The 25,418-nt window shown below is 41.2% G+C and carries 26 protein-coding genes and 1 pseudogene; 12 read left to right on the top strand and 15 right to left on the bottom strand.

Features of this window, described 5'->3' with window-relative positions; genetic code table 11:
• Positions 1–150: 150 nt before the first annotated feature.
• Positions 151–520, bottom strand: a pseudogene (locus CWC18_RS09480) (TonB-dependent receptor plug domain-containing protein); the annotation flags it as partial.
• A gap of 343 nt (positions 521–863) precedes the next feature.
• The gene (locus CWC18_RS09485) at positions 864–2,090 is read right to left on the bottom strand and encodes a threonine/serine ThrE exporter family protein (protein ID WP_138592611.1); all 1,227 of its coding nucleotides are present in this window, start codon (positions 2,088–2,090) and stop codon (positions 864–866) included.
• 306 nt (positions 2,091–2,396) lie between these two features.
• On the opposite strand from CWC18_RS09485, the gene CWC18_RS09490 reads away from it, so the two are divergent.
• Positions 2,397–2,789 (top strand): methyl-accepting chemotaxis protein, encoded by a 393-nt coding sequence (locus CWC18_RS09490; protein WP_138675159.1) that lies wholly within the window; start codon positions 2,397–2,399, stop codon positions 2,787–2,789.
• A gap of 277 nt (positions 2,790–3,066) precedes the next feature.
• Here CWC18_RS09490 and CWC18_RS09495 read toward each other — a convergent pair whose 3' ends face one another.
• Together CWC18_RS09495 and CWC18_RS09500 are read right to left on the bottom strand one after the other, a co-directional pair.
• A complete protein-coding gene (locus CWC18_RS09495) occupies positions 3,067–4,293 on the bottom strand; it encodes a glycosyltransferase (protein WP_138592608.1) in 1,227 nt (408 codons plus the stop codon).
• Entirely contained in the window at positions 4,290–5,300 is a 1,011-nt protein-coding gene (locus CWC18_RS09500; RefSeq protein WP_138675160.1) for a LacI family DNA-binding transcriptional regulator, read from the bottom strand. The genes CWC18_RS09495 and CWC18_RS09500 overlap by 4 nt, the downstream gene beginning before the upstream one ends.
• Positions 5,301–5,500: 200 nt before the next feature.
• Here CWC18_RS09500 and CWC18_RS09505 point away from each other — a divergent pair, with 200 nt between their 5' ends.
• Positions 5,501–7,987 carry an alpha/beta hydrolase family protein gene (locus CWC18_RS09505; RefSeq protein ID WP_138592612.1) on the top strand — a complete coding sequence of 829 codons (2,487 nt, stop codon included), beginning with the start codon at positions 5,501–5,503 and terminating at the stop codon, positions 7,985–7,987.
• A 204-nt stretch (positions 7,988–8,191) separates the two neighbouring features.
• On the opposite strand, the gene CWC18_RS09510 is transcribed toward CWC18_RS09505, so the two are convergent.
• From CWC18_RS09510 to CWC18_RS09530, 5 genes are all read right to left on the bottom strand, one after another.
• Positions 8,192–9,046, bottom strand: a complete 855-nt coding sequence (locus CWC18_RS09510; protein WP_138592606.1) for an EamA family transporter — start codon at positions 9,044–9,046, stop codon at positions 8,192–8,194.
• 165 nt (positions 9,047–9,211) lie between these two features.
• Positions 9,212–10,003: a class I SAM-dependent methyltransferase gene (locus tag CWC18_RS09515; RefSeq protein WP_138592605.1), complete on the bottom strand. Its 792-nt coding sequence runs from the start codon at positions 10,001–10,003 to the stop codon at positions 9,212–9,214.
• Positions 10,004–10,097: 94 nt separating this feature from the next.
• Positions 10,098–11,189 carry a methyl-accepting chemotaxis protein gene (locus tag CWC18_RS09520; protein ID WP_138592604.1) on the bottom strand — a complete coding sequence of 364 codons (1,092 nt, stop codon included), beginning with the start codon at positions 11,187–11,189 and terminating at the stop codon, positions 10,098–10,100.
• Positions 11,190–11,410: 221 nt separating this feature from the next.
• Positions 11,411–12,253 carry a GGDEF domain-containing protein gene (locus CWC18_RS09525; RefSeq protein ID WP_171041073.1) on the bottom strand — a complete coding sequence of 281 codons (843 nt, stop codon included), beginning with the start codon at positions 12,251–12,253 and terminating at the stop codon, positions 11,411–11,413.
• A gap of 57 nt (positions 12,254–12,310) precedes the next feature.
• Positions 12,311–12,736, bottom strand: coding sequence for a DUF3429 domain-containing protein (locus CWC18_RS09530; RefSeq protein WP_138592602.1), 426 nt, complete (start codon positions 12,734–12,736; stop codon positions 12,311–12,313).
• A 268-nt stretch (positions 12,737–13,004) separates the two neighbouring features.
• Here CWC18_RS09530 and ahpC point away from each other — a divergent pair, with 268 nt between their 5' ends.
• Both ahpC and ahpF read left to right on the top strand, forming a co-directional pair.
• Positions 13,005–13,574, top strand: a complete 570-nt coding sequence (gene ahpC / locus CWC18_RS09535; RefSeq protein WP_138675161.1) for an alkyl hydroperoxide reductase subunit C — start codon at positions 13,005–13,007, stop codon at positions 13,572–13,574.
• Positions 13,575–13,642: 68 nt separating this feature from the next.
• Positions 13,643–15,214, top strand: a complete 1,572-nt coding sequence (gene ahpF / locus CWC18_RS09540) for an alkyl hydroperoxide reductase subunit F (protein ID WP_138592600.1) — start codon at positions 13,643–13,645, stop codon at positions 15,212–15,214.
• A gap of 153 nt (positions 15,215–15,367) precedes the next feature.
• On the opposite strand, the gene CWC18_RS09545 is transcribed toward ahpF, so the two are convergent.
• Positions 15,368–15,871, bottom strand: a complete 504-nt coding sequence (locus tag CWC18_RS09545) for a DM13 domain-containing protein (RefSeq protein ID WP_138592599.1) — start codon at positions 15,869–15,871, stop codon at positions 15,368–15,370.
• A 523-nt stretch (positions 15,872–16,394) separates the two neighbouring features.
• Between CWC18_RS09545 and CWC18_RS09550 the strand changes: the two genes are divergently transcribed.
• From CWC18_RS09550 to CWC18_RS09560, 7 genes are all read left to right on the top strand, one after another.
• Positions 16,395–16,553 carry a carbohydrate-binding protein gene (locus CWC18_RS09550; protein WP_171041072.1) on the top strand — a complete coding sequence of 53 codons (159 nt, stop codon included), beginning with the start codon at positions 16,395–16,397 and terminating at the stop codon, positions 16,551–16,553.
• Positions 16,554–16,608: 55 nt separating this feature from the next.
• On the top strand, positions 16,609–16,797 hold the full coding sequence (locus CWC18_RS21830; protein ID WP_349304814.1) for a hypothetical protein: 189 nt from the start codon (positions 16,609–16,611) through the stop codon (positions 16,795–16,797).
• Positions 16,798–16,817: 20 nt separating this feature from the next.
• Entirely contained in the window at positions 16,818–16,955 is a 138-nt protein-coding gene (locus tag CWC18_RS21835) for a hypothetical protein (protein ID WP_349666242.1), read from the top strand.
• 146 nt (positions 16,956–17,101) lie between these two features.
• A complete protein-coding gene (locus CWC18_RS21840) occupies positions 17,102–17,311 on the top strand; it encodes a lytic polysaccharide monooxygenase (protein ID WP_349666241.1) in 210 nt (69 codons plus the stop codon).
• Entirely contained in the window at positions 17,287–17,889 is a 603-nt protein-coding gene (locus CWC18_RS21845; RefSeq protein WP_349654470.1) for a hypothetical protein, read from the top strand. The genes CWC18_RS21840 and CWC18_RS21845 overlap by 25 nt, the downstream gene beginning before the upstream one ends.
• Positions 17,861–18,160 carry a carbohydrate-binding protein gene (locus CWC18_RS21850; RefSeq protein WP_349666243.1) on the top strand — a complete coding sequence of 100 codons (300 nt, stop codon included), beginning with the start codon at positions 17,861–17,863 and terminating at the stop codon, positions 18,158–18,160. Before CWC18_RS21845 ends, CWC18_RS21850 begins: the two co-directional genes overlap by 29 nt.
• A gap of 72 nt (positions 18,161–18,232) precedes the next feature.
• Positions 18,233–18,526: a hypothetical protein gene (locus CWC18_RS09560; RefSeq protein ID WP_212747723.1), complete on the top strand. Its 294-nt coding sequence runs from the start codon at positions 18,233–18,235 to the stop codon at positions 18,524–18,526.
• 168 nt (positions 18,527–18,694) lie between these two features.
• Here CWC18_RS09560 and CWC18_RS09565 read toward each other — a convergent pair whose 3' ends face one another.
• From CWC18_RS09565 to CWC18_RS09575, 3 genes are all read right to left on the bottom strand, one after another.
• Positions 18,695–20,698: a TonB-dependent receptor domain-containing protein gene (locus CWC18_RS09565; RefSeq protein ID WP_138592598.1), complete on the bottom strand. Its 2,004-nt coding sequence runs from the start codon at positions 20,696–20,698 to the stop codon at positions 18,695–18,697.
• A 96-nt stretch (positions 20,699–20,794) separates the two neighbouring features.
• Positions 20,795–22,144, bottom strand: coding sequence for a sensor histidine kinase (locus CWC18_RS09570; RefSeq protein WP_171041074.1), 1,350 nt, complete (start codon positions 22,142–22,144; stop codon positions 20,795–20,797).
• Complete coding sequence (locus CWC18_RS09575; protein ID WP_138592596.1) at positions 22,137–22,823, bottom strand: response regulator transcription factor; 687 nt, start codon at positions 22,821–22,823, stop codon at positions 22,137–22,139. Before CWC18_RS09575 ends, CWC18_RS09570 begins: the two co-directional genes overlap by 8 nt.
• 173 nt (positions 22,824–22,996) lie before the next feature.
• Here CWC18_RS09575 and CWC18_RS21255 point away from each other — a divergent pair, with 173 nt between their 5' ends.
• Entirely contained in the window at positions 22,997–23,191 is a 195-nt protein-coding gene (locus CWC18_RS21255; protein WP_212747724.1) for a hypothetical protein, read from the top strand.
• Between the two features lie 247 nt (positions 23,192–23,438).
• Here CWC18_RS21255 and CWC18_RS09585 read toward each other — a convergent pair whose 3' ends face one another.
• Positions 23,439–23,894, bottom strand: coding sequence for an NfeD family protein (locus CWC18_RS09585; RefSeq protein ID WP_138675163.1), 456 nt, complete (start codon positions 23,892–23,894; stop codon positions 23,439–23,441).
• A 5-nt stretch (positions 23,895–23,899) separates the two neighbouring features.
• A complete protein-coding gene (locus CWC18_RS09590) occupies positions 23,900–24,853 on the bottom strand; it encodes an SPFH domain-containing protein (protein WP_138592594.1) in 954 nt (317 codons plus the stop codon).
• Between the last annotated feature and the right edge of the window lie 565 nt (positions 24,854–25,418).

Below are 25,418 nucleotides of genomic sequence, written 5' to 3' on the forward strand. Positions count from 1 at the left end.
TCGTGGTAATTGCTGGGATATAGATAATATACTTAGTCATACTGACTGTGAAGAACTGACCCGTGCTGGGATTGATCGAGTGTCTTTGTGTTGACCTGTCGTTCTTCATTAGTCAGTAATTTCTAACATTCAGTGCCAGTGACCTAATAGGAGCATTGTGTAGTTAAATCCACGACTCGCTGATGAGTCTACCCACCAATCTGCTGAGCCTACGGCTTGGCCATTTAACAGAGTTCTATTTTGGTTCTCAGAGGTACCTCGAATACTGATCCGCTCACCTTCACCAAAATTTCGACTCATTGATACGCCTGTAATACGTTGTAGAGATTCAGCAACATTCTGGTCAGGGAACACCTATGTCTTCAGAAGTAACTGCATCAACAATTGAGTTTGCATAGCGTTTTGTGTTTATTGATTTAACGACACTGCCTCTAATTCCTCGTACTTGAATTACTTCTACTTCGTCTGTTTTTGCACTATTGGCCAATGTTGCGCCAGAAAATCCAGTTACTGATGTCATTAGGATACTGCTGTTCACTAATGCGAGCTTTTTTTATTATGTAAATTCATGTTTAGTCCCCTTGGTTGCATTTTCATTATGTAAATTATTTTGCGACTAGGGCTATTAAACGCTTAACAATAAATTAAATCTTGAATCTTGATGATTAGTTGTGAAAGAAGGGTTTTATAAGTTTGATATTATTTTAAATAAAAAAATCAATAGTATAAAAATATTTTTTGATGGTTTTTATCTTATGAGTAAAGTTAAGTTAATTTATCATGTGAAATTATGAGGTGGAATTCACAACTAAAAATGGTGCTCGCTAAGGATGATAAGCGAAGCACCATAATTGAATGGCGTTTTATAGACTCTTTTTAGGGGGTAAAGCGACGTTTGCGAAGATTAACCCAGCAACCAGCGACATAAAGATTAAGAATGTCTGTTGGCCAATGTGATCAGCATGAATGAAACTTTGCCCTTCTATTAATGAATTTAAGCCTATGTAGGTTTTAGAACCAGGCACCAGCACAATTAAGCCTTGCATTGCGACAATAGAAGCGGGTGCGTTAACCATTCTATTAAAGAAGTTACTGAATACCCCCACTGCAAACGCACCAACAAACGCACCAATTGAGTAATCGAAATAAACGGCTGCACTTATGCTTGCGGCATATGCGATAAAACCAGATGCAATTGACCAACTTGCATGTTTTAGTTTTGTTCTGAAAATCACTATTAAGCTGGTACAAAGAAGGAGGATGGCAAGCCAAGCCGTCCATTTTGGTAAAGGCTCAGGCTGCACAAAGTCAGTGATCCCAAACAAGGCAAAGCCAAGACTGATGCCCAAGAATGCACCAAAGTACAACTTAAATAGTAACATGAGCGCATCCATCACGCGCGCGGTGCCAGAAACAAGGTGCCGAGCAGAGAGCTCTGCAAATGCAAGCGCTAAGGCTAATCCTGGAATAAACACGATGATAGAGGAAAGCACCACAAGTCGGATATTAATACTCGGGTCAACGTAGCTACTAATTGCACAGGCTCCCAGTGCAGCCACAATAGCGACCAAAGGTTCTAGCATGTGAGTAACACGCTTTGAACGCGCTGACCAAACAACGAACAAAAAGACGAGAACAGAAAATAAGCCTGACCATAAAACGTCATTCCAACTCGTACCCATCAGCATGGCAAAGGCAGCGCCTGATATTGAAAATGCTAGGCATGTTAGTGCCTTACTGTAGGGGTTGAGTTGTTCGCTGATGTTGTCTAAGCATGTATCAGCTTCATCGATTGATAATTCACCTGTAAGCATACGTGACACAACATCATCCGTATCGGCAAGACTCCCTAAATCGTGATCGCCTGGTTCTACTCTTGCAACATGCGTGTATTCATCTTCATGGCCTTCTGACCAAATGACAAACGTGACCGATGTTGGAGACATTACAAATGCAGATTTCAGGTCAAGATGGGTTGCGACTTCCATAAGGTGGGCTTCAAGACGATAAGCTGGCGTGCCGTATTTATGCAGCATTTTGCCAAGTTTCACAATAAGCTTACGTTTTTGAGTAAAGGTTGCTGTGTTCAACTGTGTAAAACCTAAATGATAAAAAGACTACGCAATGAGTTGCGTCGCTATACCTAAACTATTCTAGTTAATTTGCCAGAGTAACTGAAATAACGGTAGATTTTAGCGCATTCTAATCGCTTTTATCGCAAAGTCTAGGTCATTTACCGAATTTAATTTGCATTTTTTTAAGGTTTTCTATTCATCAGGGTAAATATGCATTTTTTGCTGCTTTATTGACATAAAAAACCGCGTTTCTTTCATTGTTAAGCAGTTGAATATAATTTAAGTATGGCGATTTCGCTGGTAGTGAGCACCGGACACTGATTGACTGAGCAAGCACAATTGTCGTTCACGATTGCCGGTGAAACTCAGGATGTGGTTTCGCAGCAAAAAGATCGCAGTGCACAAATCGCAACTGCATTGAATGAGATGGCATATAGTATTCAAGAAGTTGTTAAATTGTCAGGCAGTTCAGCATCATCAGCAAATGAAGCTAAAGTATCAGCCGAAGGCGCGCTGTCGCTCATTGAGCAAATGGTTGTGGCTATAGAACGACCGTCATCTACAGTAGAAAATGCGATGCAAGATATTAAAACCCTTGCGCAAAGCAGCCAAGATATTGGGGCGGTAGTGGCAGTATTTGGTAATATTTCTGAGCAAACTAACTTACTGGCATTGAATGCAGCTTTCATCTGGAACCAAAGAATCACTAGATAAAATGTTACATAAAATCAGTGTTATAAGCGATATGAACAATCAAGAGGCAGTGGCGATAAACGAACAATCTACGGTATGCGAAGACATTAATCAGAGTATTACTTTCTTGACAGCCCCTACGCAGCTGAGTGAACAAACCAGTAACCAGAAGCAAGTAAAGAGCTGAAAGATTTAGCTGGGCAGCGACAAGAGATAGCCGGTAAATTTAAAGTTTAACTTAGTTACGCAAAAAAATACCGCTCTGTATTTATTCAGTGCGGTATGTTTTAAGGCAAAGTTAAGGTTTATTTTTTGCTTCAATCCATTGCGCCATATACTTGGTACTGCGCATAGTATGGTGCTTAAGCATTTGTCCTGTAAAATTATTGGTACGGTGTGTTTGTAAGTTGTGTATTGTGTCGTTTATTTTGTCTAAGAGAGTTTGTTGCAACTTATTTTGATCGTAAAAATGCGTAAGTAAGGCATTACCTGCCCGTTGCGCTTGTGTAAAGTGTGTCTCAGACTGATAAAGTTCGATGGCCTTCTCTGCAAATTCACCGACTGTATCTGCGATAGCACCATGCCATGGGAGGTCGCCATGCATGCCTTCAGCACCAATATGCGTGGTCACGCAGGGGGTTTGTGTGATCATTGCTTCTAGTAGCTTTCCTTTTATCCCGGCACCGAAACGCAGTGGTGACAAACACACACGACTGTTACGCATTACGTCGAGTGCATCATCAGCCCAGCCTTTGATTAAAAAGCCTGTTTTGGGGTTATTTAATGCTGTGGCTTTGGGCGGTGGATATGAACCATAAATATGTAATTGGGCATCAGGAATTTGCTTTCTAATAAGTGGCCAAATCTCTTGTAAATACAAGACTGCATCCCAGTTGGGGGCATGACGAAAATTCCCAATAGTCATAAAGTGCGCACGTTGTGAAAAACAGGGGCTTTCTGTTGGAATAGCATCTAAGTCGACCATAAAAGGTAAATGATGTAATAAGGAAGCGTCGACTTTAAAAACTGAATCTAATAAACCCATTTCATGCTCTGAAATGATCAGACTCACATCAGAGCGCAATATTGCCGCGATTTCACGTTTTGCTATATCGCTCATTAAATCTAAGTGAGAAAACTCGCGCTTAGCTTTATGTGCGTCATGGCGTGCATTCCTCAGACACTGTAAATCTTCAGTATCTAATATTTTTAACGCGTTGGGTGCATAGGTATCAACGCGCCAGCCAAATTGCTCTTCCATCATAAATCGGTCAAACATAACAATGTCTGGCGAGTAAGCTTGGATATATTCATCAAAGCTAGCGCAATTTAGGTTGATTTCTTTGGTTGAAACACCTTCAGTTGTTAAATCAACCATGTGCTCGGTTTTTTGCGCAGGGCTGGCAAATTCAACTTGCCAATGTTGCTTTTTAAAAAAACGTAAAATAGACAGCATATGACTGCCAGCAGCAGACGAATTTGGTTCTGGCCACACGTAGCCAATTACCAATACTTTTTTATTCATAAAGAGGATTCACGTATTTGAACTGATACATCAACGAGCGTTCTTACTGCTGGCTGCGCTTTATTTAAAATTTCGCCAAGGGTTTGACATGCTCGTTTACCGATATCATTGGCATCGATCCGCACTGATGATAGGGCTGGCTGCATTAAACATGAATCGGCCAAATCGTCAAAGCCCACCACTTTTATATCTTTACCTGGCACGAGGCCGTGTTGGCGCATCGCTTCGATTGCGCCATAAGCAATCACATCACTAAAGCAAATAATAGCTTGAATATTTGGCGACGCTTCAATTAGTTTGTTGAAGGCTTCTCTCCCACCTTGCCGGTTGGTAAGTGATTGAATAATAGGTTTTTTTTCATTAATTCCTTTTAGTTGCAAAGCTGAGTTGAATCCAGCGATACGTTCATGATAATCAGAGATATCAGCAATGCCCCCTAAAAAAGCAATGTGTGTTATTCCTTGTTCTAAAATATGCGATGTGGCTAAGTGCGTCCCTTTTTTATTGTCAGGTAAAATTGTTGGGGCACTTGAGTAGGGCACTTCTCGCATAATATTGATAACGGGGAAACCACTATCAACTAGGTTATCGGTCCACGTTTGTTCGGTGCCGGGTGCTGGACACATAATAAACGCAGCGACATTATATTCTTTTAATGTGTTGACAACTTGCTTTTGGCGCTCGTAGCTTTCACCGGTATTAACGAGCATAGGCACCATGCCTAGGGCGTAAATATGTTTCTCTAAACCTACAGCAAGCTGAGCTGAATAAGGGTTAGTTAAATCATTAATCACAACGGCAACGAGATTGGATCGTTTACTGCGCAGCGCGGCAGCATCTCTATTATAAACATACCCTAATTTGTCGATTGCTTTTACTACTTTCTCTTTGCTTTTATCGCTCACTTTATCGCTTTGGGTTAGCACTAAAGAGACGGTTGATTTAGACACCTGCGCTTCTCTGGCGACATCGAAGATGGTTACTTTTTCTGGCTTATTGTTTTTCATAGAGATGCTAATTGCCTAAAGTATGGGCTTGCTGTTGACGAAAGCGCATTTTAACTTAAATAAACACCGCGAAAAAGCATTAGCTCAGGTTAAAAGTATCTTATTGAGCTGCATTTTTTTGTTATTCACGTATATTATGGCCAAGTTTGTCATTTGAGTGCAGGGATTATTACAAAATGAGGAAGTGGCTTTTTTATAGCATGATGGTTGGGTGGCTGCTTATGGCTTGGGGTGTGTATGCATCAGACTCTGGATATAAAGTACCATCATCAGATCTCGCAAAGGTGGTTGATGCTGAGTTGATCCCTCAAAGTAAGCTGAGTGCCGACGGTAGGTGGCTTGCCCTTTTAAAGCGCCGACGTGTTGTCGCCTTAGAAGAGCTTACCTTACCAGAGAAAGCATTAGCAGGTATCAAATTTAATCCCGTAACTTTTATGCGGACTTCGTCTCGGGTGTATGCGGCAATTGAATTAAAACACGTTGAGACAGGGTCCGTTGTTAAAGTAAATGGCATACCAGCAGGTAAGCTACGCAACGTGCAATGGGCAGGGAACAGTCAATACATTAGCTTTATCGTGGAACAGCAGGAGACAGCTACGTTATGGCTTTACGATATAAAAAAGCGTAAAGCTCGACAAATGACCACAACCACCCTCAATGGAGTGGTCACTTCGGCTGCATATAAGTGGCTGCCTGATAGCAGTGGCTTTGTTGTAAACTTTGCCGTAAACCATGGAAAACCACGTTTATCGCGAAGTGGGCAAAAAAGCGGCCCTATCATTCAACAAAGTAGCGGTGTTAAAGCGCCCGCACGTACATACCAGAATTTACTGAGTAGTCCATTTGATGAAGCACAGTTTAAATTCTTTGCACAAGGTCAGTTGGCCAAATTATCTATAGATGGGCGTGCTAAAGCGATTGGTAAGCCAACGTATTTAAAGTCTTTTTCAGTCTCGCCTGATTCAACTAATCTCATTGTTGGTATGATTGATGAGCCTTTTTCTTATCAAGTCCGTTATGCTCGTTTTGCCACTGTGTGGCAAGTTTGGGGAATGACTGGTTTTCCTTTATATGAACTCGCAAAACAACCCTTAGCAGACTCAATTCCACAGGGGTTTGATAGCGTACGAACCGGCCCTAGAGAATTTCAATGGCGTAAAGATAAAGGAGCCACGGTTCTATGGGCAGAAGCCCAAGATGGTGGCAACATGAAGCAAGTAACTGAGCATCATGATCACTTGTACACCATCAGTTCACCATTTAAGCGCGAACCTGAATTATTTGCTAAAGTGCAAGACCGCTTTTCGGGTATTCAATGGGCTGATGAAAATATTGCATTGCTTAGTGAATGGCAGTTTGCAGATCGTTTAGTACGTACGTCGGTTATTTCGCCAAGGAACGCTGATGAGCGCAGAGTGATATTTTCTGAGCGTAGTTATAATGATGCTTATAACGATCCAGGTCGTTTCATTATGGCTAAGAATGACTTGGGGGCTGATGTGTTAAAGTTAGTCGGTGGGCGCTATTTATTTTTACGTGGTAATGGTGCAAATAAAGAAGGGAACAAGCCTTTTTTAGACCGCTATGATGTGAAAACGAATAGTACAACGCGCCTGTGGCAGTCAGCAGCACCGTATTATGAACGAGTTCGTGCCATGTTAGATGATGAAGGGCTCAGGTTCATTACTTTACGTGAATCAAAACTAGAGCAGCCAAACTTCTTTATCCGAGATTTAACTTTTGACGCATTGACACAATTAACACGATTTGCGCATCCTTATCCTGAGTTTAAAGGGATCACCAAAGAGCAAATAATGTACAAACGCAGTGATGGCACCCAGCTAACCGGTAACTTATACCTACCCGCAAATTATGACCCATCGCAAGGTCCTTTACCGGTACTGATGTGGGCATATCCGTTGGAATATAAAAATAAGCAAGTCGCTTCTCAAGTGAGAGAGTCTCCGTATGCATTCCCTTATGTTGGGTATTGGGGACCAATGCCTTATTTGGCTCAAGGTATTGCAGTATTTGATGATCCTAAAATGCCAATCATAGGGGAGGGGGCGCAACGACCGAATGATAATTTTAGATCTCAATTAGTCGCCAGTGCGAAAGCGGCAGTAGATGTATTGGTTGAGCAAGGTATTGCAGATCCAAAACGCATTGCAATTGGCGGGCATTCATACGGTGCTTTTATGGTTGCTAATTTGTTGGCACATTCAGATTTATTTGTTGCTGGCATTGCACGCAGTGGTGCTTATAACCGAAGCTTGACGCCATTTGGTTTTCAAGGCGAAGAGCGAGACTTCTGGCAGGCACAAAATGTTTATTCAGCCATGTCACCGTTTTTTCATGTAGATAAAATCAACGAGCCAATGTTAATGATCCACGGTGCTGAAGATCCAAATTCAGGGACTTTTCCCATGCAATCGCAAAGAATGTACGCGGCAATGAAAGGGTTAGGAAAAGATGCCAGGTTGGTAATGTTACCGCATGAGGGTCATGGCTATAGAGCGAGAGAAAGTATTTTACATGTGCTTTGGGAGCAAGAGCAGTGGTTAAAGCGGTATTTAATGCCACTACCAAGTATTGAAGAGATAGAAAACATAGATTTAACTTGGATTAAACCCCTGGATCTTAAACCTTTAGATAGTACCGTGGAGCCAAACACTACTTTGCAATAAACTGTTGACGTGGTAAGTGGAGAGTCAGCTCCCTGTGCAGCGGATAGTTGACTCGCTATATTTAAATGAAAAAGTCATACCGGCTCCGTTGAAGCAAGCGCTTTTGAAGTAAGTTAGCGGCGTGGTAAAGCGTGAGTATTATATTGTAATACTCACAGCTCATAGGTAAAGCTCAGTGTTGTTCATAGCGGCTAAGTTTAAGTGTCAGGCTGCTTTAGACCCTGACATTGAACTGCCTATTGAGGCGGTTATCACCATTAATATTGCGCACCACTGCAAAGTTGTTAGTAATTCAGCGAGGATCAAGAACCCTGCGAGTGCCGCAATTGCAGGTTCTAAACTCATCATAATACTGAAACTTTGTGCCGACATATTACGTAGTGCAACCATTTCCAAACTATATGGTAACGCGCTTGAGAGCAATCCAATCATGATCCCAAGAGGAATTAACTGCCAGTTTAGTAAGGCGCTTCCTTGTGAGGCCATGCCATATGGCACCAACACAATGGCCGCAATACTCATACCTAGTGCAACTGTCGCTCCGCCAGAACTATGATTACCCGTTTTTTTACCAAATAAAATATAGCCGGCCCAGAATGCCCCTGCGATAAGTGCTAACACGACACCTATAGGGTCTAATCCATCGACACTCCCCATATCAGGTAACAGAAAACCGATCCCGAGTATTGCAAAGCCAACCCAAAGATAATCTCGTTTACGTTTGGAGGCAAGGAGTGCCACAGCTAGCGGACCGGTAAATTCTAATGCAACGCCGATGCCAATTGGGATCCGTTCAATGGCATAATAAAAGGTTATATTCATGCCACCCAAGCACAGCCCATATACAATGATAGGGATCCAGTTACGTGGCAGGCCTCGCCAAGGTCGAAAAACCATGCACAGAATAACCGCAGAAAATCCCAGTCGGTAGGCTGTGGTACCTTCAGGTCCAACATAAGGGAATAACTGCTTAGCGATTGATGCACCAGATTGAATTGTCACCATTGCACAGAGTAAACACGCAATAGCGAATAGTGTATCTTTATTGATAGCTGGCATCTTAAGGCTCATTGGAACTGAAATATCGTAAAGGCGCCAGTCTACTGTGAGTTCTAAAACACCTCAAGCATATTGTATACTTTATTCTTATAGTTAACATTTAAAGATCTAAAGGTTTACATGGTGTACGTTTAATTTGTTATTTTTTGACCTGGTTCAGCTTTATTAACACTTTAATGTTTCAAGGTATTTGAACCAATCGTTTTGATGTCGTGTCATTGCTTGATGCTTTTTTGAATTCATGTGGGCATCTTTGTCTTTATCCGTCATAAAAGGACCAACTCGACAAAAAGGGCAGTGGTTATTCTGTAAATAATGTGGCAAAACAAGCTGCGCGCTCAGTGCAGGATTCGGTCTTTTTGACCAAACATAGGTGGTGCCACTGGTGTCTTTCACATGTTTATCTCTATCTACATTGCGGATTTTATAACCACCAAATTGCCTTATATCAAAGTTAGATTGTCCTAAATACTTGATATCAAGGTTATGATTGAGTGACGATTCTAAGTCCCACTCACAATAGGGCTTTACATCTTTGGAGGTAACATAACATAACATGTGGCCAGTTGGGTCTAGCGCATATTGGCTTGCATAGCTAATAAAGCAACGTAGTAGTCGCCTATTGAGTGTATTAATAGATAAAGGCTGCGCATCAAACTCAGATTTACTGGTAAAGCCAGGTACCAAAGGAAATTGAAAAATAACAACATCAAAGCTATGCTGCTTTAGACGTTGCCAAGAGTCAGGGCGAGTAACATCAAACTCAGTGTAAACGGGAATAGCATGACTTTTTAGTGTATCGAATGAATGTGATTCATACTTGTCGCGAAGCTGCTGTTCAGAGTCATAAATACTGGCACAAAGGTGTTTTGGTGAAATGTGGGTATGTAATGCTGAGGAAAAGCTTAAGTCACCATCCCCAACGGTTAAAATTCGCCATTGCTTATCTAAAATCATGTAAAACCATAGTCAATAAAAACGCACAAAGTATATCATTGAACAGGGATCTTGGGTAAACCTCAAACGGGTTTACCCATTTGGGTAAGCGTGGTTAGTAATCCCGCTGTGCGAGTTGATCAAGTAATGCCATAACATCACTACTGGCACTTTCCATCTTATTGAGTTGTGCAATGACTGCTTGTTTATCTCCGGATGAAAATAACATCATGGCTTCGACACCCGCTCTATGTACTTCTTTATGCGGTGCATCAATGCGTTTAAAGGCTGAGTTATCACTAAACTGTTTAGCACCATCACCTTTGAGCCATTTACCTAGGCGGCAACTGGCATGATCTGCGAAACTATCGATTGGTTGCTTATCTATACCAACTAGATGATTGTATACATCGCCTTTCCATACCACGTGGTCAAGTTTTACAGTTTGCAAGAATGTCTGGGTTGTGGCACTCATGATGGTATTTTTCATAGAGCCACAACTACTCACGATATCTTTATATTCATCATTTAAATGTGAAATACTGCCCGATAGGTTGTGATTTGAGTCTTGGATCACACTGACTGCGTTGACGGTGAGCTGTGTTGTATCAATAATTTTTTTAACTAAATCAGAGACTTCATTTGCAGATTCATTCGTATTATTTGCGAGTGCGCGTACTTCATCGGCAACCACACTAAAACCTCGGCCCGCTTCACCTGCTCTAGCTGCTTCAATGGCTGCATTGAGCGCTAACAGGTTTGTTTGATCGGATATCTTAGAAATTGTGGTCACGAAGGTATTAATGTTGTCGGCCATTTGCGATAAGCCAGATATGTTATTTGTCATATCCCCCATATTGCTAGCTAAGCTCTCCATACCTTGCAAAATGTTTTTGAGTGAGCTTTCTGAGGTTTCAAAAGATTTATTTACACGATTTATTGATTGGCTTTCTCTGTCAATGTCGATAAAGCTTTGTAGTACAGTCTCTCTGATCCCCTGGATCTGCGATAAACCATGCATGGCACACTGCAATAGTTGATTATCCGTGTTGTCATTGAGCTGAGCTTGAGAGTGAACTAACTTGTGGTTTAAGTCGTCTGCTTGCGCTTTTAACTGGGTATTCTCGTGAGTTAATTGCGCGACGATACGTTCTAGATCCTCGATTTTTTGCTTTTGTTGTTTATTACTAAATAGTTGATCTAACACGTGGTTATCCCTCTTTATCGATTTACCTTACTGAGGGTATCAGTGAATTAACTAAAGTGCTACAACTACTGTTTAACTTAATTGAGCTAAATCAGAACTTATTAATATTTTTGGTATGTTTCAGGTGGTTTGTTTCATATTTAGACGAGGTGAAGGGGATTGTGATGTTCATTCACTCCTATGAGCGGTAAAAATTTTAACAGCCCCTAGCAAGTAAACAACTATTGATGCCGAGGCCGAGTGCGAACAACTTTACTGTCTTTATCAGAGTACATACTTGAATCCGCGCGTTGTACTATGGTGTCAGGTTGCTCTTTTGAGTCGGTTTTTGCTGTACCAATACTCAAACCTACGCCATATTCAAAAATTTGCTCAAGCAAGCAATCACGTAATGTACTGAGCGCCTGATCATTATCTCCCCCAAACGCCACAAATTCGTCGCCACCAATTCTAAAGCAATAATCGTCACCAAACTGTTTTGTTAACGAAGCTGAAAATGCTCTGAGAATATTGTCACCTACATGATGACCATATTTATCATTGGCTTGTTTAAAGTCGTCTAGATCGAAGTAAAAGAGCAATGGTTGTTTGTCACTGAGTTCATTAAAGGTTTCAAAGCAAGCCTTGCGATTACCAATGCCGGTTAATGGGTCATGATTTGCCTCATAGCGCAGTTGTGCCTCAAGCTTTTCTCGTTGTTTTATTTCAGTGTTGAGCTGATTTATTACTTCTCGTTTTGTTAAAATCATCGACAACATGCCATAACACGTTATGAGAAAGCCAATGTTTTTAAGTGAGGTATCAAAAATGAGTAAGATGAAATCACTATCACTGATAAAGTCATCAGCAATATCAAGTAGTAACCCGATACTATATGTACCCCAGCCGAATAGTAAGAGCTTGTTCTTTAGATAAGGGATGCTAAGTGCAATTAAAGACGTCGTTAACCCAAACCAAAACAGTTCTTCAAACGTTTCCCAATAAAAGTTTGGTTGGTTCAATTTCCACGCGGTGAATAGACCAACTACTAGCCAAATGAGCACTAGGTAAACTTTAACTGCCATATGCATACCTTTCAGATCTCTCATCTATATATATAGCAGATAAATTAGCAAAGTAGATTATCCTCGGGTCAATTCAATGCTTTGTGCCAACATAAATAAGTGACAGACAAAAACAACCGAGGTTAGGATATAGCGCATTTTTTGATAATCTTTATGGTAGTTCTGCCACGCGGCCATGCCTCTTTCAAATACCAAAACAATGGGGTAGCTAAGCGCAAGGTAGAGCAAAACGACCGAAGAATCGAATAGTGCTAATAATGGAAAGGGTGTAACAACTAATACAGCCATGACTGCATGGGTATAAGACTGCTCACCAGCTCGCCACAACGTGCCAGCCATAAAAGCCAAAATACCTAGGCTATAGTATGTAAAAGTATCGATAGCGGTGATTGATGAGCCTAATAGCAACGGCCAAAATACACATGCTAAAAAAGGCAAAAGGCCAAAGTAGCCAAGTTGGATATGATTCATATAAGGGTGCATGCTCTACTCTTTGTTGCGTTATGTATCAATATTGTACGTATGTCAGTATACCTTAGGTACAATGTTTTCGGGAAGTTTTGTCATACTGATCGGACTTTCATTGAGGAAAACAGGTTGGTAAAAGATTTCATCCAAAATACCGATTAGTTTAATCTAAACAATCAATTTTATTTGTTTATTCAAAGCCACTATCTTAGTTAGCAAGCCAAACGAACACAGACTACATGTTCGAAACATACATTAATTATATAAACTAAGAGAGAGCACTATGAGCACATCTTTAATTAACACAACAATCAAACCTTTTAATGCAACCGCTTACCACAATGGCGACTTTGTAGAAGTAAGCGAACAAGACTTGCTAGGCAAGTGGTCTATCGTTTTCTTTTACCCTGCAGACTTTACGTTTGTTTGTCCGACTGAACTGGGTGATGTTGCTGATTATTATGCGCAGTTACAAGAAATGGGCGTCGAAGTTTACTCGGTATCTACAGATACGCATTTTACGCACAAAGCGTGGCACGATTCATCAGACACAATACAGAAAATCAAATTCCCAATGATTGGCGACCCTACAGGGCGCATCACACGCAACTTCGGTGTAATGATTGAAGAAGAGGGCCTTGCGCTTCGTGGCACCTTCGTGATTAACCCTGAAGGAGAAATCAAGGTAATCGAAACACACGACTTAGGTATTGGTCGAAGTGCAAAAGAGCTACTTCGCAAAGTACAAGCGGCGCAATATATTGCAAGTCATGATGGTGAGGTATGCCCTGCATCTTGGCAGCCAGGTGAAGAAACCCTAGCACCGTCGTTAGATTTAGTAGGAAAAATCTAATAGAAAATACTGCTAATGGGGTGACTTAGTTGCCCCGTGTATCACTTATTGCTGTGAGGAAATTAAGCATGCTCGATAAAAATATCAAACACCAACTACAAAGCCACTTTAGGGCCATTAATAATCCGATTGAGTTGATCATTGCCCTCGATGACAGCAATAAATCAAAAGAAATTAGAGCGTTAGCTGACGATCTTGCATCGCTGAGCGATAAAATTTCAATAAAGAACTCAGAGCAACCTGATGCACGAACGCCCAGTATGGTTGTTCGTTCTCCCATATCTAACACCCACATTGAGTTTGCAGGTGTGCCAATGGGTCATGAATTTACATCATTGGTTTTGGCATTACTACAAACCGGTGGTCACCCCGCTAAAGCGTCAGAAGACGAAATTGCGCAGATCATAGCGCTCGATAAACCGCTTAATTTTGAGGTGTATATTTCATTGAGTTGCCAGACTTGTCCACAAGTTGTGCAGGCGCTTAATTTAATGGCTGCCACTAATCCTAATGTTCGTTCGACGATGATAGACGGCGCGTTGTTTCAAGATGAGGTCAATGATCGCAACGTATTAGCGGTGCCTGCGGTTTATTTAAATGGTGAGTTATTCTCACAGGGGGCTGTTACCCTAAGTGACATTTTAAATAAGGTTGATAGTTCATCTGCAGAGAAAAATGCGGCGAAGCTTAATAACAAAGGGGTTTTTGATGTACTTGTTGTTGGCGGTGGTCCGGCTGGTGCATCAGCGGCAATTTATTCTGCCAGGAAAGGGCTTAAAACGGGCGTTGTTGCTGATAAATTTGGCGGTCAAGTATCAGAGACGCTTGGCATAGAAAACTTTATTTCTGTGCAAGCAACACAAGGCCCCAAATTGGTGGCGCAATTAGAAGAACACGTTAATCAGTATGAAGTCGATATTATGAAAGGGCAAAGAGCGCTCAGTGTATCTACTGATGAATTACTGAGAATTGAACTTGAAAGTGGTGCAACGTTAAAAGCCAAATCGATTGTTGTCGCGACAGGTGCTCGATGGAGAAGCATGAATGTGCCAGGAGAAATGGAATATAAAGGTCGAGGGGTTGCGTATTGCCCTCATTGCGATGGCCCATTATTCAAAGGTAAACCGGTTGCGGTTATTGGCGGTGGAAACTCAGGAATAGAGGCCGCGATAGACTTAGCCAACATTGTAGAGCAGGTTACAGTACTGGAATTTGCCGATACCTTACGTGCTGATGACGTCTTGATCAAAAAAGCACGTAGTTTACCAAACATAACGATCATTACTCATGCACAAACAACGCAAGTACTTGGGGATGATAAGAAAGTCACTGGTTTAACCTATATTGACAGAGATACACGCGTTGAACATCACCTCCTAGTTGCGGGTATTTTTGTACAAATTGGCCTAATACCAAACAGCGAATGGTTACAAAATTCAGATGTGGCATTAACTCAATTTGGTGAAATTGAAGTGGATGGTAAAGGCGCGACCTCAATGCCTGGGGTATATGCTGCAGGTGATGTTACCTCTGGTGCTTTTAAACAGATCATTATTGCTATGGGCTCTGGCGCAACCGCAAGCTTAGGAGCATTTGACTACTTGATACGTCATGACACAAGTAAAGCTCAAGTCGCCTAAGGTCAACTTGGTTAGATGGAAGGTTGTTTAAGGCCACTCGAGTAAATAGTTCTTTAAGCGCATTTATATAAGCCGATTTTTAAAAGTCATTGCATGTCAGTTCGTTAGGTACTGACAACACCCAGCAATGTAAAGCCATTTAATATCTAAGTATTAAATGGCTTTTTTGGTTTCACCCTCTTTTATAGCGACTTGGTATTGGGCTGCAGAAATAAATTGAGAAAAGCTTTCACACCAAATTATCACCGTATTGAATGCTCCTATATCAACATGCTTTGGAACAGTGACAATAAAAGAGTCAAACGTTGTTATGTCAGCAATACTGATCATTTCTGGTTTCAAACGCATGAAGTCAGCTTCTGTTTCTACAAACTGCTTTGACAAATACAACTTATAATCAGGTCCCGGTGCGATGGTGCCTTGGAAAGTAATGGTGTCTGTTGAGATGCTCACGTCACCTTTTGCAAAATGTAGTAAGTCTGAATCCTCCAGTGAACTGACAAATTGCCCCTTGTGCTTTACATGTTGAGTAGCAGTAGCAAGTTCTAACATACTAGGACTCGCAGGTGCACTGATAATAGGCAGTGCGTACAGGCCGCTCAAAAAACCCACAAAAAATGTAACCAAAATTAACAATGTCAGTTTTACTATTTTCATTTATCTGCGACCTTTTCAAATTAGTTAGCGCTGATTATAGCGTATTGAGATCAGCTAAATCGCTCATTTTATTCATAAAGGACAAGTTTATAGATCTTTATATCGTTGAAAAATACTAGTTATATTATTTTTATTGGTACTTTTTAATTTTGTTGCTGGTTTGATATGCTTTATTTGTAACGAATGAAATACACATAAAGAAAAAATATTGGTGTGAATTTTGTGATAATTTTTAGTTTTACTCATGTTTTTGAATTGTTTTTATAAATAAATGCAATGGGTTTCAATGTATTCCTGAATGTTATGTTACTTTATTTCCAGTCCTTTTTTGTGTGTATTTTTATTTTTACTAATCTCTGTGGTTGGTTTTTTCGAGTGTAAAATTCTGCGCCGTGTCTACCTATAGGTACATTTGTAACCATTAAGCATCTCAAGTAACAAAAAAATACAAATTAGGAAGGTTTCATGCCGTATTTACGGCGACCATAAGCGTGTTTTTCAATTTAGCGCAATAAAAGCCGCGATGCTGAGTAGTTCAGCATTTGCTGCGATTGATTGTGCCCCGTTAGATAAGTGGCAAACAAACACTGTTTACACCAGTGGTGATCAAGTTCAGCAAGAGAACATTGCTTATCAAGCTAATTGGTGGAATAAAACCTCTCGGAAGCTACGTTCAGTTTAGAGAGCGAAAATCACACAGTCTAATTCAAGGGTCGCTTACGGCCCTAGGGAAACTTATGAAACAACAATTAACACTGACAGCGGTGGCGCTGGGGATCACTGTGGCTGCAATACCGCAGGTGCATGCCCACGGTTATATGGGTAGCCCGAAAGCGCGTCAAACCATTTGCCAAGAACAAGGGGGCTTTAGTGGCCAAATGATGGCAGTAATATTCCAAATGCGGCATGTCGAGCTGCTCTTCTAAAAAGCGACCATGTACAGTTTATTCAAAGGCGAGAATTTGCAGCGAACGTGGCAGACTTTAATAATCAAACTGCGGTTGAAGCGGTAGTGCCAAATGGCAAGTTATGCGCCGCTGGCGATGCCAATAAAGCGGGTATGAATATCGCTTCTTCTGACTGACAGCGCACGGTGGTTAAGCCAAATAGTAATGGCGATGAAAAAGTCCGATATCGCGCGACTACACCACACAATCCCAGTTTTTGGCAATTTTATTTAACCAAACTAGGGACTGCGATCAGCTTGAGTTGGTGCAAGAGTGTGACAATGTGGCATTTTTTATGGCTTCTGATGGCAAGCGATATTATGAAATGACGGTTGCTATACCTGAGCAGTTTACAGGTGACGCCATTTTATATAGCCGTTGGCAGCGAGATAATGTGGTTGGAGTAGGGTTTGACAACTTTAGCGATATTACCATTGAACGCACAGATAGCACACCTGATCCTGTGGTTTGGCACTCAGCTGGTTTTACTTAAAGCAAGGTCAAGACGCATTAGCGGATGACACTGTCTGGCTGCGTTTGTTTGATGCAAACGAGCAGCAATTTATAGTAACCGAGCACTCATTAGATTGGGTGATGCAATTGGCTCAGCAAGTTGTGCAAGATAATCCAGATTTGATTCAAATTGGTGTTAAGTCAGCAGCAGGTGATGTGACATTCGATCATCAAAACCTGTTGTCAAATCAAGTCTTTGTTAGTGACACAGCGCATAGCTATAACTTAAGCGTGGTAAAAAAGCCCATTAATACCGCGCCTACGGTACACACGCCACAACCCTTAACATTAGAGGAGAATACCAGTAAGCATTTGCATGTTCATGCCTTTGACGATGAGCAAAGCCCGCTGACTTTTGACTGGCAGTTGCCCAATGCGCTGAGCTATACAGGCGCTGGTTCAACAATCACAATCACACTCACCGCACCTGAAGTGGCCGCAGACACTGAGTATACCGGGCAGGTTACGGTGTCTGATGGGATGTTAAGCAAAACAGTTCCGCTACATATCACCGTCACTAACAAACAAGATAACCCCGCCAACACCGCCAGAAGGTAACACGTGGCAAGCAAATAAAGTCTATACCACCGGAGATACCGCGGTTTATAACGGGAAAACTTATCGTGCTAAATGGTGGATAAAAGGTCAGCGACCAGATCAAAGCCAAGCGTGGCAATTAGTAACAACAGACGATAGCAGTAATACGTGGAACGCAAGTACGGCTTATCAAGGGAGCAGCATTGTGACCTTTCAAAGCCAGAAGTACAAAGCACGCTGGTGGACACGAGATCAAACACCAGGCAGCAATGCGGTGTGGCGCAAGCTATAACCCTGAGTTTATTTAACTAACACACGATTGGGGCAAGGAGGCCCTTTTTACAAAAAAATTATAGAGATCATTATGTTCAAACTAACCCTAATAGCACTACTGGTTGCCGCCAGTAGTTTCCCGTTTTATGCCACTCACGCTACGCCGATACATACAAATGTAGAATTAAAGCAAAAGCTTATGGATTATTTTTCACCTCAGCAAAGCCAGTTTTCTTTTCAGGGTAACCATGAAACGTCGTTACAATGTAAAGCGCATCAGCGCTCAGTAGATGGTAAACACATCCGCCGCAGTCAACATTATCGCGGCGTGCGTGTTTACGGTGGTGAAGTTGTCACTCTGGAATGTTTGGAAAAAACTGGATAAATGTAACTAAGTTATACAGAAATATAGTATTGTATTGACCAGAACAAGCAAATATAAGCTGTTTTAGGCAAAGAAAAAGCGCAGTGTCGTAAACACTGCGCTTTTATTAACAACAAGTAGTATCACCAATTATGACACTTATGTTACTTGTTGGTTCAATCTAATAGGTTAAAACTTCCAAACCAGTGTTACACGTGCGTCACGACCTGGCTCTGCGATACCTGAATCAACAGGACCAAGCGCTGCGTACGTTGCGTGATCGTAGTAGAATTTATCAAAAATATTCTTGATTGCTGCTTCAACGACTAACGTTTCGCTGCCCATAACATACCAAGTTGCTTGTAAGTCGTGCGCCGCATAGCCTGCTTTTTCCGGTAGAGCAGTGTTATCCCATACGTTGACACCTGAATTTGTCAACCGTTTTACAAAACGGCTATTCCAGCTGACTTCTAAGTCGTCTGAAATGGTGTAATTAATACTGGCTGTTAATGTGTCACCGGAGCTAGTACCAATTGACCAATCTTGGTCGCTAATTGCTGCACCACTCAGTGCTGGGTTAACGTGGTTTTCCCATTTAGGCTTACTGTGGTTATAGCTTAAACTCACATTCATATTGTCAAAACGATAACGCGTTTGTAAATTGAAGCCGCTATTTTCAATATCACCGACATTGGTCAGGAGTGTGTGTTCAATTGTGCCGTGGTTTTTTGCGGTTGACACTGCATCTTTAATGGTTGAATCAAATACATTACCCGTAACGGTTAAACGGTCACCTAAATATTTGAAACCCACTTCATAATTGTTAGCTTGCTCTTCTTTTAGGTTTACGTCGTTGTCGTAATAGCCTAGTACAAACAGCTCTTTAACCTTTTGACCGCGTAGCGCTTGAGCAAACCCTGCATTCAGTGAAAATGCTTCAGTAATGGCATAACTCATATTAATATTTGGGCTAAAACCATTAGAATTCATGGTTACGCCATTGTCATCAACGAGCTCGTAGTTATCGTAACGTAACCCTGTGCTGATCTGAAATTGCTCAGTAACGTCGATGTAATTTTGTACGTATAGTCCGAACACTTTCCCTTTTTCAAGACCTTCCGTTTCTGACCTAGTGCCGATGTTTTGTAGTTTTGCTTCATCTGAACGGTAATCAAGACCAGCAACTATCTTGGTATTGCTCAGCTGTGCGGTATTACGTAAATCAAAACCGGTAGAATCATATACTGCATGATAGGTATTATTAACACCTTGATGAAGCGGGTGATCGTGTGTAATAAAGTTTTCAGTGTTAAATACGTTTAGGTGTACATTGAGTAACTCTGAACCAGGATTATACGTATAATTTACGGTGCTGGTTGTTCGCTCACTTTCTTGTGGTAGTGCAAAGTTCTTTCTACTTGGGTGCCAATGTGCACGAAGTAAACGTGTGCCGTTGTCTTGACGCATATCATAACTGGCTGAAATTGTTTGTGTATCACTCAGTTCACCGGTGATTTTTGCAAACCCAACTTCTTGCTCAGACGCCGTATAAGGCAGGGTATTACCTCGACCATCTTCCATGTCTTTGGTATCACGCTTGAGTACTGTCACTAAACCTGACCAATCATCAGTGATGTGACCGTACGCTGTCAGACTGGCCTTAAAGCCATCGCTATTGTCATAGTAACCCAGTTTAACGTTACCACCGAATTGCTCATCACCAGAAAGTAAGTCACTGGCATCTTTAGTAAGAAAGCGAATAGCGCCCCCTAATGCGCCTGAACCAGACGTCGCATCACCTGCACCAGCCACAATATCAACTTGTTTAAGTAGCTCAGGCTCAATGGTCAGTCGACCTTGGTGATGGAATAAGTAGCCAGCTTGAAGTGCGCCGTCTATTGATACGTTTAGCATGGTGTCTTCTAAGCCACGCACATAGATCTTTTGTGCGATGGGGTTTGAGCCACCGACAGACACTTCGGCTTGGCTTCTAAATATGTCACCTAAATCATTGGCTTGCAATTGCGCCATTTGAGCTTGACCAATGACTTGATCAGCATCAGACACTTTGCCATGGACTTCGATGATTTCCATTTTTTCTGACGTGTCGTTTGCCTGTACAGGGGTGCTAATAAGTGAGGCAGTGGATAAAGCCGCCATTGCGATGTAGATAGGAGAGCGAGAGAACTGCATGTGAAATTACCTATTTTATAAATGCGAATAATTATCAATGCTGTGTATTATTCATTGTTTATTTGGGAACAGAAAGGACTTTTACAACTGTTACATTTATATTTGTGAAGGGTTGAGTTTAATCGTAACGATTAAGCCACCTGAGGGACTATTTTTGGCTGAAATAGCCCCTTGTAGCCTGTTTATATGACGTTGACACAGTGCAAGTCCGAGGCCAAACCCAGAACTTTTATGTGCGCTAGTCACACGATAAAACGGTTTAAATATGTCTTCTAACAAATGCTCGGGTACGCCGCACCCATCATCTTCAATCTTGATATTACCGCTGAGAGTCATCGTTATGGAAATGTGCTTATTGGCATATCGACTGGCATTACGCAGTATATTTTCAATAACTTGGCCTAATACGCGGCTATTGCTAAAAACGGGGTAACTGTCAGGCGCTGTGGTATTAAATTGAATGTGTGGTACTTCAAACTGTGCGTCTTCAATAATACTGTCGATGAGGTCAACTAAATCAAACGTATCTCGTTCTATGGCATGATCAGCAACTGCAGACTCATTTTCTAGCCATGTTAACGTGAGGGTATCTTCAGCCAGTGTGCGCATGGCGTTACAATCTTTGCGTATTCTTTGTAGCATTTTTTGGGTGTTAATTGACTGCTCAGCGCAACTTAATGCGGTTTCTACCCGTGCGATCGGGGTTCTGATCTCATGAGAAAAATCAGCAATGAATTGTCTTTGGGATTCAATAGTATGTTCTATACAATTTGCCATTTGGTCAAATGTAGCGGCGATTTGCTGAAATTCGCCATCGGTACTTGAAATTTTGTCATGTATTCGCGTGTTTAACTGTCCACTGGCAAAACGTTCAGTGGCCCTTTCTAGCTGCTTTAATGGCCTCATTATGGCGCGGTATATAAGGATACAGAACCCTGCTAAAAAAATAATAGGTAAAATAAATTGGATTATGAGATAAGTTAATTGCCAATAATCTCCGGGACGCATGTGGGCGGGGAGCTGAATAAGAAAGTGTGTTTTGTTATCAGCAAAGGGCACATCCATAATAGGGTTGTAATTAAAGTAAAGGTGAATTTTCCATGATATGTCTCGGCCCAAATAAATATGCTCACTAAACAAGGGCGTTAATGTCCCATTGGCGAGGGGAGTTATTTGCCTTTCAACCACTGCCGCCCAGGTGTTTTCTTCATGTTGGATCATATCAACATACTGCTCTAGCAAGTCTAAATCGCCGGCTAAATAGAGTTGCTCAGCATGCCGTCCATAGTGTTCTAAAGTATGCTGATGCTGTGCTTCTAATTGACTCATCTTAATTTCAGTGTGATTGGCTAGCAGGTCGACGAGCCAAAAAAGTGATACTGCTCCTCCAATGATTAATAAGCATAAGCGGGCAAAGAAAGAGTGCTTTTGTAGCTGCTTATGCATTAAACGTATACCCTCTGCCATGCAAAGTTGTTATTGATTCTGCCCCCATTCCTGCGGCTATTAGTTTTTTACGTAAGCGGCTGAGGTGCATATCTAAACTGCGGTCATAGCGGCTAAATTGTCGTTCTAAAACCTGTTGAGAAAGGTATGGCTTGCTGAGTGCTTGGCCTGCATTTTCAACTAGGTGCCACAATAACTTAAATTGTATGGCAGTCATCTCAATGCTTGCGTTATTAAAAGTCGCTTCAAAGTGGTGTTTATTCAAGGATAACCCGTTCTTTTCAATAAAAAAATGAGTAGTACTTTGTTCAAAGTGTTGAGAACGGCGCAATATCGCTTCCACGCGTAAAATAAGCTCTTCAATGTTAAATGGCTTAGGAAGGTAATCATCAGCGCCCATGCTCAACCCTTTAATACGATCTTGTTCAGCCCCGCAAGCAGATAATATGAGTACAGGAGTCTGTTTACATTTTCGCAATTGAGAAAGGACGTCATAACCTTCGAGTAGAGGGAGTCGTATGTCAAGAATGATCAGTTCATAATCGTATGCTAATGCATGGGTTAATCCTTGCTCGCCATCGTGTACACAGGTTACTTCAAACCCTTTATTTTCAAGCAATGCGCATACTTGTTGATTCAATTGTGGGTCGTCTTCAACGACTAGAATGGGAGCTGGCACCAAGGAGATCGCTGTTATAAATAATAATGATTGTATTTTACGTTAATTGTTTAGGTGCAATCAATAACACTTTTTCTATGAGCCTAATTCAAAAAAATCAAGTAGCAGCAGCTTGCGAATTATTAATGTGAAAACTAGGTTAACTAGTTCTTATTTAATAAAGGAACAACAACATGTATAAGGTAATCTTCAATTTATTTGCGACTATCCATAGTTTTGACGTTGACGGACGTTTAGAGGGAATAGGGCAAAATCAAAAATATATATTGTATATGGGTGATTCGATCAGTGCAGGGTTTGGTAGTGAATCAAATAAACGGCAATGTACATGGAGTGAAGTGGTTGAAACCAGCAATGATTGTATTTAGTACAAATCCTCAGCTTCATTAACCATGGCATAACATAGAAAAAGTATAACAAACATAGGTTGATGAAATGGTGTTTTTTTGGGTCAACTTAGGGGGCGTTATCCAAAACGCCAAATTGTTATTATGCCGCGACCTGCATATCCATATGACTTGATCATTCCTTCAACAGCATAGATTGTTATAAATTCCATTCGCTCAAAAATACACAATGCGGCAACATGCCGCATTGTGCATTATCAATTATGTGTTAAGCAATGGGTTCAATCCACAACACGCCGACTTCTTTTTTAATGACTTTGACCATAGTGCCTTTTGTTATTGGGCTCTGTGACTTTAATTGCCATTGAATACCCGAATAAGCATAGTGCACGGTAGTGTTTTGATTTACGTCATCGCTGAGTGCGAACTCTATTTCCGCAAAATCACTCTTTACGTCAGACGACTCGACATTGTTTTGCATGCGTTTTAGCGGTTTCCAAAGCAGTAACGCTAATAAAAAGGTTAGTACAGCGTTGACCCATAGAGCATTGAGCCAGCTAGACGCAATTAATTCTGCGTACATCATGCTACCAGACAATATCAAGGATAAGCCAAGGAAAAGCAGTACAAATGTGGCAAAGCCCAAAATAACGATTTCGATTATGAGTGCTACTATCCCTGCAATGACTAATGTTTGCGCAATATTATCAATGATAGAGTCCACGATATTTACCCCTTTTGCTTACTGTTTAGCGTATTAATAATCGACATGCCTTGGGCAACCAGTGAACTGGCGTCAGTGCCATTTTCAGGTAAAAGCACTACCGATGACTCTTTAGCAATGGCCTCTTTAGCTGCGATTGCTTTGGTTGCTAAATCTAGCTGTATTGCCTTTTGCCCTTGGACTGTGTCTGCGGCTTCCCCGACTTTACGAAGCGCTTCGGCCTGCGCATCTGCAACAGCAATAATGGCTTGTGCTTCACCTTCAGCATTTAATATTTGCTCCGTTTTATCGGCTTCAGCGGCGAGGACTTGGGCTTGTTTTTTACCTTCGGCAACATTAATTGCTGATTGTCTATCTCCCTCAGATTCAAGTATTTGCGCGCGTTTAACACGCTCAGCTTTCATTTGTGCTTCCATCGCTTCCATAACCGATTGAGGAGGAACTATGTCTTTAATTTCATAGCGTAAGACCTGAATACCCCAAGGATCAGATGCTGAATTAATAGCTGTTACAATATTGGTATTGAGCACATCCCTTTCTTCAAAGGTTTTGTCGAGTTCCATTTTTCCGAGTTCACTACGCATCGTGGTTTGCGCAAGTTGAGTGACGGCAAAAATATAGTCGTCAACACCATATGTTGCTTTGTAAGGATCTAATACGCGAAAGTAGAGTACTCCATCAACGATTAACGAGATGTTGTCTTTGGTGATGGCCGATTGTGAAGGGACATCAACAGCTTGTTCTTTTAAGCTTCTATCAGCAGAAATACGGTCAATAAACGGTACAATAAAGTTAAGTCCTGCTTCTTTTGTCGACTGGTATTTACCAAAACGTTCAACCACCCAAGCTTTATTTTGTGGTACGAACTTAATACCACTTTTTAAGACGATGATAACAAAAATGAGCAACACAACTTCAATGTTGAATAGTAGACTGAATATTTGGTTTATAGGGTCCATAATGTTTCCTTTTATCACTATGCCGTTAGCAAATTATTTGAATTGCTGTCAGCATATTTGCCATTGTCATTTTGGAGATTAGCATTCGGAAGGCAAAAAAACAGAATTATTTCATACGGTGGGAGGTTTTGAAGAGAGGGGACACTGGTGAATGTTGTTTATGTTCGAAAAAATGCGACGCTATTGTCGTCGAGATAACGCCATAAACATTTATATCTTTCGGAGCTATAAGGAGGCTGCGTTACCGTTTTACGAGCCTACTTTTTACAAAGGATCTATATCACCATGAAATAACGGTCCCTTGACCTGTTTTGCTGTATTTTGTGTTAATTGCGATAACTTCTTATTTTGTGTTTTTTCTCTTTTGTTTGAAAATATATGGGGTTTCCAATATAGGTAAATTAAAAAGTGGGTTAACGTAGTTTTATCTATATTACCTCAGGTTTGGATAAGGGTTTTGGAATAGAAAATGTTTTGAAAACAAAAATACGTACAATCCAATGATGATATTTTGCTCAATATCAAGGCGCTTTTATGCAGTAATAGCGGGCTATTACAAATGAAA

It is taken from the genome of Pseudoalteromonas aurantia (assembly GCF_005886875.1).
Classification (GTDB): domain Bacteria; phylum Pseudomonadota; class Gammaproteobacteria; order Enterobacterales; family Alteromonadaceae; genus Pseudoalteromonas; species Pseudoalteromonas aurantia_A.

Bases quoted from the DNA above. Each gene is read 5' to 3' on its own strand.
- CWC18_RS09495 (WP_138592608.1), bottom strand. From the start codon at position 4,293: ATGAATAAAAAAGTATTGGTAATTGGCTACGTGTGGCCAGAACCAAAT.
- CWC18_RS09500 (WP_138675160.1), bottom strand. From the start codon at position 5,300: ATGAAAAACAATAAGCCAGAAAAAGTAACCATCTTCGATGTCGCCAGA.
- CWC18_RS09505 (WP_138592612.1), top strand. From the start codon at position 5,501: ATGATGGTTGGGTGGCTGCTTATGGCTTGGGGTGTGTATGCATCAGAC.
- CWC18_RS09510 (WP_138592606.1), bottom strand. From the start codon at position 9,046: ATGCCAGCTATCAATAAAGATACACTATTCGCTATTGCGTGTTTACTC.
- CWC18_RS09515 (WP_138592605.1), bottom strand. From the start codon at position 10,003: ATGATTTTAGATAAGCAATGGCGAATTTTAACCGTTGGGGATGGTGAC.
- CWC18_RS09525 (WP_171041073.1), bottom strand. From the start codon at position 12,253: ATGGCAGTTAAAGTTTACCTAGTGCTCATTTGGCTAGTAGTTGGTCTA.
- CWC18_RS09530 (WP_138592602.1), bottom strand. From the start codon at position 12,736: ATGCACCCTTATATGAATCATATCCAACTTGGCTACTTTGGCCTTTTG.
- ahpC (WP_138675161.1), top strand. From the start codon at position 13,005: ATGAGCACATCTTTAATTAACACAACAATCAAACCTTTTAATGCAACC.
- ahpF (WP_138592600.1), top strand. From the start codon at position 13,643: ATGCTCGATAAAAATATCAAACACCAACTACAAAGCCACTTTAGGGCC.
- CWC18_RS09545 (WP_138592599.1), bottom strand. From the start codon at position 15,871: ATGAAAATAGTAAAACTGACATTGTTAATTTTGGTTACATTTTTTGTG.
- CWC18_RS09550 (WP_171041072.1), top strand. From the start codon at position 16,395: ATGCTGAGTAGTTCAGCATTTGCTGCGATTGATTGTGCCCCGTTAGAT.
- CWC18_RS21830 (WP_349304814.1), top strand. From the start codon at position 16,609: ATGAAACAACAATTAACACTGACAGCGGTGGCGCTGGGGATCACTGTG.
- CWC18_RS09560 (WP_212747723.1), top strand. From the start codon at position 18,233: ATGTTCAAACTAACCCTAATAGCACTACTGGTTGCCGCCAGTAGTTTC.
- CWC18_RS09565 (WP_138592598.1), bottom strand. From the start codon at position 20,698: ATGCAGTTCTCTCGCTCTCCTATCTACATCGCAATGGCGGCTTTATCC.
- CWC18_RS09570 (WP_171041074.1), bottom strand. From the start codon at position 22,144: ATGCATAAGCAGCTACAAAAGCACTCTTTCTTTGCCCGCTTATGCTTA.
- CWC18_RS21255 (WP_212747724.1), top strand. From the start codon at position 22,997: ATGTATAAGGTAATCTTCAATTTATTTGCGACTATCCATAGTTTTGAC.
- CWC18_RS09590 (WP_138592594.1), bottom strand. From the start codon at position 24,853: ATGGACCCTATAAACCAAATATTCAGTCTACTATTCAACATTGAAGTT.